The sequence below is a fragment of the Butyricimonas sp. BSD2780061689_150309_C8 genome, assembly GCF_015560935.1.
GTDB classification, from domain to species: domain Bacteria; phylum Bacteroidota; class Bacteroidia; order Bacteroidales; family Marinifilaceae; genus Butyricimonas; species Butyricimonas paravirosa.
Genome location: NZ_JADMSV010000037.1, coordinates 19,930 through 33,921 on the forward strand (window position 1 = coordinate 19,930; position 13,992 = coordinate 33,921).

General features: G+C 37.6%; 8 protein-coding genes, 1 tRNA gene and 1 pseudogene. 6 read left to right on the forward strand and 4 right to left on the reverse strand.

What is annotated here, in order from left to right; genetic code table 11:
• Window positions 1–59: 59 nt before the first annotated feature.
• The 4 genes from I2I33_RS19045 to I2I33_RS19060 are packed head-to-tail and all read left to right on the forward strand — an operon-like array spanning window position 60 to window position 7,628.
• Window positions 60–3,608 (forward strand): SusC/RagA family TonB-linked outer membrane protein, encoded by a 3,549-nt coding sequence (locus I2I33_RS19045; RefSeq protein ID WP_087422660.1) that lies wholly within the window; start codon window positions 60–62, stop codon window positions 3,606–3,608.
• 11 nt (window positions 3,609–3,619) lie between these two features.
• Window positions 3,620–5,146 carry a RagB/SusD family nutrient uptake outer membrane protein gene (locus tag I2I33_RS19050; protein WP_087422661.1) on the forward strand — a complete coding sequence of 509 codons (1,527 nt, stop codon included), beginning with the start codon at window positions 3,620–3,622 and terminating at the stop codon, window positions 5,144–5,146.
• Window positions 5,147–5,156: 10 nt separating this feature from the next.
• A complete protein-coding gene (locus I2I33_RS19055) occupies window positions 5,157–6,263 on the forward strand; it encodes a TlpA disulfide reductase family protein (RefSeq protein ID WP_158571956.1) in 1,107 nt (368 codons plus the stop codon).
• Window positions 6,264–6,281: 18 nt separating this feature from the next.
• Window positions 6,282–7,628, forward strand: a complete 1,347-nt coding sequence (locus tag I2I33_RS19060) for a TlpA disulfide reductase family protein (RefSeq protein WP_087422663.1) — start codon at window positions 6,282–6,284, stop codon at window positions 7,626–7,628.
• Window positions 7,629–7,818: 190 nt separating this feature from the next.
• Here I2I33_RS19060 and I2I33_RS20510 read toward each other — a convergent pair whose 3' ends face one another.
• On the reverse strand, window positions 7,819–10,008 hold the full coding sequence (locus tag I2I33_RS20510) for a M18 family aminopeptidase (protein WP_087422664.1): 2,190 nt from the start codon (window positions 10,006–10,008) through the stop codon (window positions 7,819–7,821).
• A gap of 424 nt (window positions 10,009–10,432) precedes the next feature.
• Here I2I33_RS20510 and folB point away from each other — a divergent pair, with 424 nt between their 5' ends.
• Entirely contained in the window at window positions 10,433–10,786 is a 354-nt protein-coding gene (gene folB, locus I2I33_RS19070) for a dihydroneopterin aldolase (protein WP_087422665.1), read from the forward strand.
• A gap of 64 nt (window positions 10,787–10,850) precedes the next feature.
• Window positions 10,851–10,921, forward strand: a tRNA-Cys gene (locus I2I33_RS19075).
• A gap of 560 nt (window positions 10,922–11,481) precedes the next feature.
• Here I2I33_RS19075 and I2I33_RS19080 read toward each other — a convergent pair.
• The 3 genes and pseudogenes from I2I33_RS19080 to I2I33_RS19090 form a co-directional block, all read right to left on the reverse strand.
• Entirely contained in the window at window positions 11,482–12,423 is a 942-nt protein-coding gene (locus I2I33_RS19080; RefSeq protein WP_087422666.1) for an ADP-ribosylglycohydrolase family protein, read from the reverse strand.
• Between the two features lie 652 nt (window positions 12,424–13,075).
• Entirely contained in the window at window positions 13,076–13,501 is a 426-nt protein-coding gene (locus tag I2I33_RS19085; RefSeq protein ID WP_087422668.1) for a hypothetical protein, read from the reverse strand.
• Between the two features lie 66 nt (window positions 13,502–13,567).
• Window positions 13,568–13,992, reverse strand: a pseudogene (locus tag I2I33_RS19090) (hypothetical protein); the annotation flags it as partial.

Consider the following 13,992-nt stretch of genomic DNA (forward strand, 5'->3'; position numbering starts at 1 on the left):
AAGTAATCAATTAATTCCCTATTGGCGTAGGGTCATATTATTAATTCAAACACAAAGTTATGAAAAAGAATCAAGAATTTGATGTTGGAAGAAGTTCCAGCATGATAAAAAAGATTTGCGTGATGATGAAATTAGTCGTATGCTTACTGACATTGGGCTTCTCAACCGTAATGGGCAGTACCAATGCACAAGTGAAATTAAGTTTGTCGCTGACAAACGCAACACTACCGGAAATATTCGAAGAGATTTCCCGACAAACTGGTTATCACTTTGCATATAGTGATAACCTGCTGGAAAAACAACAACGAATAACGATCTCTTTTAATCAAACTGATCTGGATGTTGTTTTACAAACTTGTTTAAAAGAAACAGGATTAGGCTACCGTGTAGAAGACAAGATCGTCATGATCTCGTCCAAATTCGCCTTACCTCAGGAACAGGATACCAAACGGGAAATCCGAGGTATGGTACGGGACAAGGAAGGTCTACCTCTTCCGGGAGTGACCGTTTTAATTAAAGGTACCACTCAAGGCGTAGCCACACACCACGATGGAACTTTTGGTTTTATGCTCCCCCAAAAAGGAAAAACGACACTGGTATTTTCATTTGTCGGTATGCAAACACAAGAAGTTGTTGTTGACGAAAAAGACAAATTAATAGAAATTACACTAGAAGCCGCCTCCGAGGATCTTCAAGAAGTAGTGGTCACTGGATATTCATCCTTACCCAAAGAACGCGCGACAGGATCTATCAACGTTATTTCAAAAAAGCAATTGGACAAACCTACAACAAACTTTGCTTCAAGGTTAATCGGAACAACTGCGGGATTGGCATCTACTCTTGATTCGGAGGGGAACCCAACTTTTGAAATACGAGGACAAACGTCCCTATACGCAAACGCACAACCCCTGCTTGTCGTTGACGGCTTTCCCGTGGAAGGTGGTTTTAACAGTATCAATCCGAATGATGTTGAAAGCGTTACGATACTAAAAGATGCTGCTGCCGCCTCTATTTGGGGAGCCAGAGCCGCCAACGGGGTTATCGTAGTGACCACAAAAAAAGCCGAAGCTGGTAATCGGTTGAAAGTAGAACTAAGTGGCTTCGTAAAATTCAGCCCAAAATTGGATCTCAATTACGTTAATCCTTTGGCTAGTTCTTCCGAAACAATAGATTACGAGCAAATGGCTTTTGACCGTTGGAGTACCACCCAGAATAACGGTAATCTGCAACGAGATTATTACATGGCTTATTCTCAAGGATTAACAGCATTAAATGAATACCGTCTGGGGAATATCACAGAAATTGAGAAAAACGATATTTTAAATGCCCTCCGCAAGAATGACAATCGTGGCCAAATCAAGCATCATATGCTGGTCGTACCTCTAAGCCAACAATATAACCTTACCGTATCAAGCGCTTCACAACGTAGTAGCAATATATTCTCTTTTATGTTCTCTGACCATCAATCCCAATTCAAAAATACGGATTCACAAGAATATATGCTAAACTACCGAAATTTTGCCAAGATCACGAAATGGATGGACTTCTCCCTTTCCGGAATGTTACATTATAGCAAAGACAATAATAACGGTTGCTCATTAGCCACGATCCAAGCTCTTTCTCCCTATGATATGCTGATAGACGAAAACGGAGATTATCTGAATGTTATTAACGATTATTACCAACCTATCATTGAGAACCAAGTCCCTGTTGAAAAATTCCCTTATTCAGACTGGAGTTATAACCCTCTTTCAGAAATGGATAACCGTGATCTTACCACGCAAAAACTAAATATTCGTTTGCAGGCAGGAATTACCTTGCAATTATTGAAAGGACTTTCTTATGATGCGAAAGTACAGTATGAAATTTTACAAGACGAAAGCCGAAATCTATACAAAGAAGGTTCATATTACGTCAGGAATCTTGTGAACACATCATCGACATGGAATAAGACCGACGGAACCGTCACCCCGAACCTGATGAAAGGAGATATACTCGAAGAGCGTCAAGTCCGGACAACCGGGTATAATTTCCGTAATCAACTGAATTTTAGTAGAAGATTCGACAAACATGAAATCGATGCTATCGCCGGAACAGAGATAAGCAATACAATTATCAAAGGAACTGCCTCCCCGACTGTTTACGGGTATAATGATGATCGGTTAACAGTAGGAACATTCCCCAACGGGACAACCGTGAAGGACTGGATGGGCTATAACAAAACATTTTACTACACGCCCAGTTATTCTTATCTGACTAGCCGATACTTCTCTCTATATGGCAATGTCGCATACACATTCGATAGCAAGTACACGTTATCGGGTAGCGTCCGCACGGATGCCTCGAACTTAATCACAGACGATCCCAAATACCGTTATTCGCCATTCTGGTCAATAGGACTCCGCTGGCAACTCTATCGGGAAAAATTCATGACAAGTATCGAGTGGTTGGATCGCCTAACTTTACGTGTAACCTATGGTTATAACGGTAACGTAGATAATAGTACTTCTTTTAGACCCTTGATTTCACTACAATCTACCCCGGACCTTTACACGAACGAGAACGTAGCCACTATCGCCAGTTTCGGTAATCCGACTCTCCGTTGGGAGAAAGTAGGGACTCTCAATATCGGATTTGATTATTCCATATTTGCTGGGAAACTACTCGGGAAACTGGATTATTACCGGAAAGACGGGAAAGACTTACTAGCTAAAATTTCTATCCCTTCCATTAACGGGACGACCAGCCAGAAGTTTAACAATGCTGCCATGCAGAATCATGGTATCGAATTAGAAATCGGAACCACACTTGCCATCACAGAAAATATAGAATGGCAAGGCAATCTGAATTTCGCTTGGAACCGTAACAAGATCACAAAACTATTCAAACAGAATTACACTTCTTCCGACCTAGCTTACGGAGACGCCACCAGTGCCTACGTAGAAGGAAAAAATTCACAAACTTTATGGGCTTACAAATACGCAGGAATTCATAATGTAGGAACCGCAGAATCTCCGGATTGGCAACCCATGGTGCAAGGTCCAGACGAAGACACCCTTTTCGCTTTTGCAGACGGATTTCCCAAAGGAGATGCCACAACCTACATGCTAGACATGGGCACGAAAGTAGCACCCTACACGCTAGGATTTACCAATCAATTCAAGATTTACAATTTTGATTTTTCCTTTATCATCACGGGCAAATTCGGCCATGTATTCAACCATCATTCGTTTAACTACCCGGATGTCAGCGCAAAGGCATTACCCAACGCCAGATATTCAGAAGTTCTGAATTGTGATCCGATGAAGATGTTACCGTTACCCCAAAACGACGTGGAAAAGACGTATAGCACATGGTTTCCCATGTACAAGAGCCTGGACTATCTAGCAGATAAGGCGAATCACGTTCGTCTACAGGAAATCAACCTGACCTACCATGTACCGGCTAAATTATTAGCAAAAATCGGTATTTCCTCTTTACGTCTCTACGCTCAAGCTAACAACTTGTTCGTGATTACTAATAACAAATATGATGAGGACCCGGAAACACCATTAGGGACTTATCGTTTGCAGCCTCAATACACTTTTGGATTTAAGTTAGATTTCTAAAACAAGAAGCCATGAAAAAAGCAATTGAAATATCAAGAAAAATAGCATCCATCATCTGTGGGATCATTCTATTCACCGCTTGTGATGACTTTTTGGACGAATTACCCTCCAAAAGTACACGTCTACCTGTTAGCACGATTGAACAGTTAGATGCTATCCTAGCTAAATATACTGATTTTTGCGAAGAACCCAATAAAGCTGCACTATGCGGGCATGATGACTACGGATTTCCTGTCGCATTATATGATGCTCAACCGATGTTCTTTCCCGGACCAACCCAAATCCTTCAAAGCTATTTGTGGGACTACGAGAATTTAGCTAATGGAAGTGATGTCTTCTGGGGCGGGGACGGATACAATAAATCAGGCGAATACAGTAAGATTTTCCGGGCAAACATGGTACTCTCTTGCTTGAACGATGTTGAAGGTAGTAATGAAGACAAAGCTAGGCTAAAAGCGGAGGCCCATTTCATTAGAGCTTACAGCCATTGGAATCTTGTAAACACTTATAGTCTACCTTACACGGATGCCACAAAGACTGAACCCGGCATACCTTTGAAAAGATCTACAAGTTTTGAAGAATCCGCAGGAAGAGGAACTCTTGAAGATACATACAAATTTATCGAATCTGATTTACAAGAGGCCCTTAAATGCAAAACCACATTAATACAAGATGGTAAATGTAAACATTGGAGAGCCAACACAGCCGGCATTAACGGTTTCATGGCTCGATATTACCTGAACCGTAATGATTATACCAATGCACTAAAGCATGCAAATGATGCTCTAACAGAATACAGTACATTAGTGGATTACAACACTGAAATGGGTGAGGAAGATTCAATGGGTATAGGAATTAATTTCCCGACCACGTTCGAATGGGATGCCAATATATATACCAAACGGATTGAATGGAAAGAAACACTTTATATGAAATTCCTGTACTCGACAAATGTATCAACTCTATTTTTCCCAAGTGAAGATTTACAGGATTTATATGACACGGAGCATGACCTTCGTTACAAATACCACTTTACTGAAGGAGTGATGGATATGTACCTTTGCGATTACCCTTATCCGGTATACACATTCTTTTCTATGAACCATATTCCTAGCGGACCAACTACCGCTGAGATGTATTTGATCAAAGCTGAAAGTCAAGCACGTTTAGGTGATTACACCCAAGCGATAGAGACTGTAAACACATTAAGAGCTAAACGTATGGTTCCCGGTAAATGGGTAAAGCTTCAAGCAAATAATCAAACGGAAGCCATCCGTCAAATTTTAGAAGAAAGACGTCGAGAAATGCCATTCTCTCAACGTTGGTTCGACCTTCGTAGGCTAAATAACAACGAAGACCCTAATGACGACATCGCAGACGTTACCCGAACATTCTACCGCATCAGTTCCACAGCCATCTATGATAAAGAGGAACCAATTATTTATACATTGAAAAAGAACTCTAGAAAATACGCATTCCCGATCAGAGAGAACGAGATTGAATTATCCAATGGAGCTATGCAACAAAATATTTATTAAAACATTAATGATGAAAAATTTTATAATATACATCGCATTATTCCTTACTTTTGGTTATGCCGGCTGTGGTAAGCCTGCTTGTGTTATACAAGGAAAAATTGAATCAAAATGGAACGGTAAAACCGTGTATTTACAAATCATTGAAGAAGAAAATATGAGACCGCAGTCCATTGATTCAACCATAATTAATCAAGGAGAATTCAAGTTCGCACAAACCTCTGTCTCTCCTCAAACCGCCTTATTGAGTATCATCGAACAGGGGAAACCTGCATGGACAACTCAATTCATATTGGAAGAGGGCAATATCAAGATCACTTCTGACAGTCAGGGGAACACGCTAATTGCAGGAACTCCTAACAACGAACTCTTGCAACAGCATTTCAATCGCTGGTATATTCCCTACAACAAAATGAGGCAATCTTCCGAAGAAATGTACCGTTTGGAACAAGCCGGACAACTAACACGTAACACGCTAGATTCCCTAGACAAAAATAGTCAAAGTTATATGCGAGAAATGCGACTACTTTCGCTAGAATTTGTCAAAGAAAACATTAATAATCCGGCAGGTAAAAGTTTACTCATGGAAATTATGGGACTACCGGATCGCTTACTCGTCGATGTGGTTGAAAAAGCCGATTCAATAAGCCTCCGCCATCCCCTTATGCAACAGATTTCCAAACGGATAAACACGTACAAAGCCGTAGCTGTAGGCAAGATATTCCAAGATGTGATTGCAGTAAACATGCAAGACCAACCTAGCCGTTTATCCGATTATGCAGGTAAAGGTAAATATGTGCTAATTGATTTTTGGGCATCATGGTGTAAACCATGCTGTATTGAAATGCCGGAACTAAAACAACTATATCATCAATACAAGGAGAAGGGTTTGGAGATTGTCAGCATATCTATTGATCAAGACAAAGATGCCTGGCAAAAAAAGATCAAGGAGCTACAAATGAATTGGCCACAAATGATCGATGAAAATAAAGAAGCATCTAAAACATACGTGGTAGGAGCAATTCCTCACACGATATTACTGGATCCAACAGGAGGCATCCTTGCAAAAGACCTAAGAGGAAAAGAATTAGAAGAAAAGATTGCTCAATATTTAAAATAACAGATTTCTTTACATATCATGAAAAAATATATTATTCTGTTCATACTATTCAGTGGAATAGTTAACACGATTCACGCACAAATAAAAATCCAAGGTACAGTCAAACAGCATGAAGATGAAAATATATATCTGTCCTATTGGGTAGGCAGAAAAAAACAGATAGATACCGTACAAATAGAAAAAAATGGAAAATTTATCTATCAAAACGAACAATATATACCCGAAATTTTATCTATAGCAGGCGAGGAAATGCCTCTTTACCTACAACCCGGAGATGAAATCAACATGACCGTTAATATGCAAAAAGATGGTGTAAAACGAATCATTTTCAAAGGAGATCGTGCCGCTGAAAATAATTACCAGTATGCCTTCTCTCAACTCGGTCAGTTACGAAAGTGGCTAACATCTGTCGAAAATATTCCTTTCAAAGCATACCAAGTCAAAATAAAAGAAAATGTGAGTGTTGCCGAAGAAAGACTAAAAAGAGTTTCTGATGAGAAATTAAGAAAGACATGGACTCAACTACAAAACGTCGTACCTCTGTATCTCGGATTAGACTACTATCAAACCAATCAAGCCAAAGCTAACACAGATCAAGATTTTATAACTTTCATCCAAAGCATTGACCTGACGGACTCTTGTAAAGCTGACTACAACGTAATTTCCGGAGTTATTCACTGGTATATGGACAAAAGCAACAATTCCAATACAGGCAACACATCAATCCATTATCTAGAGACAATTGAAAATGTGATCTCGGATCAATCAACCAGAAATAGACATACCACAGAATACATGGAATTACAACTGAAAGGAGCAAAAAATCCTAATATTCAAGAGATTTTCGATAAATACAAAGCTATTTGTACAGACACGGCTTTAGTTGCTGGTTGTCAAAAAAAATTGGACGTGTATCTAAATTATTTTAAAATTCGTAATGGAGTAATGGCTCCCGATTTTGAAATGATTGGTATTGATGGTCAAAAAGTTCGCCTATCAGATTTCAAAGGGAAAATGGTTTACATTGACGTATGGGCTACTTGGTGCGCACCTTGCAAAGCAGAAATTCCTCATGTAGCTACTTTACACGAACAATTTAAAGATGATAACAGGATTGAATTTATTAGTATATCAGTTGACACAAAGACAAAAGTTTGGAAAAAAATGGTCGAAGAAAAGGACCTTGCATGGCAACAATTTATTGTAGAGGGAGGAACCGATTCCTTTTTCTATAAAGAATATGCCATCGAATTTATTCCTCGTTTCATGCTAATAGACAAAAACGGAAAAATTGTAGAGGTTAATTACATGAAACCATCCACTCTGGGCTGTGCTGACAACCTAAAATCTCTCTTAAACAAATAAAATACAATTAATCTCAAAAACAGTTTCGATTTAATCTGATGGCTTCAATCATTCTATATTTTGATTCTCAATACTTACAAATTTATTTTTCGTCAAACCAACAATTAAATCGAAACTATTTTCATTTCTATTTTTTCAAAAAAAGCCGGACCGATTACCAGCCCGACTTTTCCTTCAAATAACAACAATTTTAAATATTATAAAACGTGGTGAAAGCTTTTATCACGTAAGCATGGTCCAAAACCCCGCCCGTTTCCCGAACGGAATGCATTGCCCACATGGGATTACCGATATCCACTCCACGCATTTCCATTTGCGATAATAATATATTTCCCAAAGTTGAACCTCCTGCCATATCTGAATGGTTTACAAATTCCTGACAAGGTACCCCCGCCATCTTGCAAATCGTCTTAAACACGGCAGCAGAATCCCCATCCGTGATGTATTTCTGATTCGCATTGATCTTGATTACTGGACCACCATTTATTACCGGGTGATTCGTAGGATCATGTTTCTCCACGTAGTTCGGGTGAAGAGCATGGGCCATATCCGCAGAAATCATGAACGAATTATGAATTGCTCGATACAAATCTTCTGGTTTACCTCCCAAGCCAAAAACGATACGTTCAACAATCGTTCTCAAAATCGGAGAACCAGCACCCTGTTTCGTTCCACTTCCCACTTCTTCATTATCAAAAATAGCAAGGATTTTTGTCTTACGACATTTCTCTGAAGCCACGAATGCTTTTAACCCGGCATGAGCCATGGCTAAATCATCCAGCTTGCCACTTGAAATGAATTCCTCGTTCGCCCCGAACAAACAGCCTTTCTCGTATTCATATAGAGTTAAGTCAAAATCAAGTATGTCTTCCTGACTTACACCCATCTCTTCCGCAATAAGTTTAACCAAGTAATTATCTTTTTCGAAAGTCTCATTTATCATGGCAATCACGGGAAGCATATCCTTCTGCTTGCTCAATGGGTTTCCCTGATCGTTCACGGCACGGTTAAAATGGATGGCAATGTGAGGAATAACCATTAATGGACGCTTGAAATTCACGAACTGAGTCGCAGGTTTCAACGGATTCAAACTACGCAACATGACCCGTCCAGCCATGGACAATGGCCTATCAAACCACGTGTACATAATGGGCCCACCATACACTTCCGTGTTTAACTTCAAATATTTCCCGGCAACAGGCATTGCTGCATTCGGTTTGATTTTAAACGTCGGAGAATCACTGTGGGCACAAATAATCTTGAACCCTTCTTCAGCGATCTCCCCGCTACCTATCTCGAAAGCAAAAAGGGAAGAGTGATTTTTCGTCACGAAATATTTACCTCCTTTTTCTATTTGCCATGCTTCACCAGAGAAAAGTTGCTTATAACCATTACCAAGTAATTCTTTTTTGGCATTTGCCACAGCATGAAAGTTCGTCGGACTCTCATGTATAAACTCGACTAATTCTTTCGCGTATTGTTTTTCCATTATATCTTGTTTTTTTATTTCATTTCTTCGAGCCCCAAGATAATCATTTTTTACCACACTTTTTGCCTTGAAATCTAAAAAAGTCTTGTTTCCTTCTTTAATTTCGTCGTAAACACGTTTACCAAACATAACAAAGGGAGGGCTTATCATATTCTGTTTATTATACCGAACCTCCCCTCCTGTCTCCGCATTTACCACACAACCACCAGTTGCTTCAACAAGCACTTGTCCTGCAGCAACATCCCATTCCGAACATTTCCCGAATTTAGGACATATATCCACCTCTCCTTTAGCAAGAAGGCAATGTTTTGATGATGCTCCTAACGGGACAAGTTCAACATCATGGCCCAGAGATTTCAAATAATCGACATACCGTAGTTCCCATTCTGTTATATGAAAACGGCTGACAGCCACTCTCAACTTTGAACTTTTTTCCCCGATTCCCGACAATGCTTCTTCCTTTCCTTTTTTTACTATTCCTTTCTCCCCGCTTGCAAAAGCCCATAAAATCTCACCATCACACACGCTATTAATCATCCCGAATACGGGTTTTCCCTTTTCGACAAGAGCAATATTAATACAAAAACGCCCATTCCGATATATAAATTCCTTTGTACCATCCAGAGGATCAATAATCCAAGCATACACCCATTTCTCTCTTTCTTCATAAACCGGTAATGACGCCTCTTCGCTAATCACCGGAATCTCCGGATATAACTTTTTCAAAGCACTTGTAATATACTCACTCGAAATTTTATCCGCTTCTGTCACGGGTGTATTATCTCCCTTTAGCTCTACATTAAAATTTCTCTTATCATACACCTCTTTTATCAACACTCCCGCTTGTTCAATAATACACTGAATATCTGACACTTTTATCCTATCTACCATAATAATTAATTCATCTTAAACGATTTGTTAAACTTACAAATAAAATTCATTTTATAGGCCATACACTAACAAGAAATTAACAAAAATACATCTGCATTCACACGACAAAAATACCATCGTCACTATGAATTAATCAGTTACAATGGAATACAGTTATAATCACTCAAAATATAGCTTTAGAGGTACGAGAAGATTAACTAACATTAACCCAATTAATAGCTTTTATTAACAATAAAAATTGGTCTATATACAACAGGCGCTTTATCTTTGCACCGTCTTTAAGAGATTGAAGATTTTTCATAAGTTTGTATGGTTTAGGTTAGTAGTTAGTAATGTAATCTTAAGAGTCGACATTCCCCGTCGGCTCTTTTGTATTTAAAGACGAAAGATACTATTATTTTTGCAGAAACAAAAGTTAACAATTATGAATGGAATCATCGAAATTGAAGGAATGGAATTTTTTGCCTTCCACGGATGTTATGAAACGGAACGTGTCGTGGGAAATAAATTCATGGTTTACGCCCGTATCGAAACAGATTGCAGCAAGGCTGCCCAAACAGATAACATCGCAGATGCATTAAGTTATCTCACCGCATACGAGATTATCGCCAAAGAAATGATGATTACCTCACACTTGTTGGAACACGTGGCCAAAAGAATGATCGACGCACTCTATAATGCCTTCCCACAAATTTCTCATGTAACTATCAAGGTTTCAAAACTAAACCCTCCACTAGGAGGAAAAATCGCAGCCACGAGTGTTACTTTATCAAAATAAATTGTAGCAAGGTATTGCAAAATCCAAAATATCACCTTATCTTTGCCACGCAAAATCGCAATAGGGTCGGTTGGCCGAGCGGTTAGGCAGCGGTCTGCAAAACCGTGTACAGCAGTTCAAATCTGCTACCGACCTCAGAAAATCAGTCACTTACAAAGTGGCTGATTTTTGTTTATGGAGTGTTTTTAGGCGTTTTTACCCCTCTCACCGCTACCAAAACCGCTACCATTTTCAGGTATCTGTCATTAATCAATAATTCATTAAACTCTCTTTATCAAAGCATTACTCTTAATGCTTACCATTTTCCAAATCCCCAATACTTATTTGGGTATAAAATTTACAACAATCATACTCTTATCAACATTAACGTAACAATATCAATTAACTTTAAACACGAATTCAAATATAAGTAACATATAGCTTATACACAAGTAACTTACCACTGAATTATGGTGGTATTGATATGATTTTTATACACATACTTCCTGTTATTAATTGGTTACACATTAAATTTCAACTTTATCAATCTCTCTACTTTCAATATACTAGTTGGTGACTTTTCCTTAGAACTGGTATATAAAGCTTAATACCTTATAATTTCTCACCTATTGGAATTTTGTATTCTAAACTTACTTGAAATAAAAAAGGGTTTACCTCTGGTGAAGCAAACCCTCTATAATAGCATAATTGAATTGTTATCCTTTTACAGAATCTAATCTATTAGCTAATTCTATAATATCATCTTTTCTTGCTAATACATTTATCCATTCAGAAGGAATAGAATCATTACCGTATATAATACCTGCCAATCCTCCTGTAATAGCTCCAACTGTATCAGTATCATCGCCCAAGTTTACAGCCTTCAATACCGCATCTTTGAAATTGGAAGTATTAAAGATACACCACAAACTGGCTTCCAGTGTATCAATCACATATCCAGTAGAACGTATATCCTTTAATTCAATTGCCTTAAATTCGTTATAAGACAATCCCACTAACCTTTTAAAAGGAACATCTTCTTCAATAAACATTTCCCTTTTTAAAAGCTGTAATAGTGTCTGTTGCATGGTCTGGTAAGCCTTCTCGCATGATTGTTGGTTGATGTACTGTATCGCAAAGTCGCATAATACAATACAAGCCAGAATGCTTCTTGGATGTCTATGTGTCAATGATGATACCTCACCAATGATCTTGTACCTCTCTTCTGGCTCCACGTTTAGGATATAAGGCACCAATGGTAATATTCTCATAAGCGAGCCATTACCGTTATCTCGTTCTCTATCCATTCCTGCCAGATATGGAGATACCCCATTCCTCAAATTAACAACGGCAAAGTAAGTTGTTTTACCTATATCAAATGCTTTATTGAATGGCGTCCAGAAGCCTTCAAACATCCATTTCACGAAATTATTAGCAATATCACTTAGATCATATCCTTTACACAATGATTCTGCCAAGCAAAGAGATAAAGAACTGTCATCAGACCATGTACCTGCGGGCACATTAAATTGACCGTATCCTATCATGGTTGTAACAGGATTCTTTGCCACAACCTCTCTATCCAAGAACTGTACAGGTAATCCTAAAGCATCGCCTATTGCTATTCCTAATAATATATCTTTATTCAAGTTATTCATACTCTACATATTTATGAGGTCTGTTTGATGATATAAATATATATAAATCCCTTTATTTGTGATAATTTTTTAAGCAATATGTTTTTCTGAATCTTGAAATTTAAACATGGTGACTTTTCTTCTGGATTGGCATATAATACCTAAAATGAAGGATATTACTCACTAACTAAAATTCTGTCATGAGGAATATCTAAAATGCAATATTCTTTATCTTCCAAGCTGTCAATATAACAATAAATCAATACGTTATTACATATATAAATATTTGATATTCTGGTATATTTACTTGGTGCTATCCTATTCAACAAGTATCTTTGTACATGTAAATGATAGACCTGATGTTCTTTCCTGAATTAGATACTCTTTTGTTTGTTAGAAAAATTTATTCCTATGAAATTACGTAAGAAAGGAAAAAACTCCAATTCAGAATGGTTTGGTGTAGAACATTATCGAATTTTCCATGAAATGGATTTATTCAGGTATGTAAACATGGAGAGATTAAAAATGTTATATCCTGATATTTTTGGAAAACCCAAACCGAAGCTCGTCAAGAAAAGACAGCACAACTAAATGATTGAAGCCAGTACCTATTATATATTTTAGGTGCTGGCTTTTTTGGGGATATAAACAATACAAAACACACAAGCATTTACTAAACAATTAGTTTTATCAAACTTTTGACTATAGTTACATCAATATTTCCAATCATAGTTAATCGTTTATTCTTGTTTGATTCAATATCACAGACATGATATTCCTTACCTACTTTGTACATTAAAGCATGTGCTATTGAATTTCTAAGATGATATAACAATGAAAGCATTATTGTGTAATGTTTCACGAAATATATGGTATTTTTAGGAGGAAGGTCCGTTGGTATATTTCCTTTTTTAGTGGATTTTAAATTGCATCCTCTCACTAACAACCATACTTGAGAAACATTGCCAAAAAGTAAAGCTTTAAGTTGCTTGTCCGTGGTAAAAGTTTTAATTTGCTTCTTCTCGTAGAACTCAAGATATCTATATAATAAGACTATATCATCTCGTGTTAGTCCATTTACTATTTGCTTTTTATTCATAATCTTGTATGCTTTAATATATCACTCCCAATACATAACAAGTATCTGGAGTGATATATTTATAAATTATTCTTGTGGTTTTCCTTGCCCGTTCAAAATTTGTTCCATTGTTGGATTATAAGCATTAGCACTTGTTGTAAAAATTCCACCATAATTTTGTAAGACTTCAAGTAAAGATGTGAAATTATTTAGTACTCTACAATTATGAATTGTAAATTCATTTCCTCTTATGGTCTTTAAGGAAGATAACGATGATATATTCTCTAAAGTAAAACAAGATTCTATTTTTATGTTACCTCCCACCATTGATAATTTATCTAAGCCTGTTAAAGTGTTTATCTTCAAAAAGGAATATTTTTCATTATTTGATCCGCAAATTAATAAATCTCCATCAATTGAAGTTAAGTTGCTTAATGGAAAATCCGCACTAATTTGGCCCTTCTTTTCCAATAGAACTTGGTCCTTGAAATCCACTCGAAATTGACCCGGTT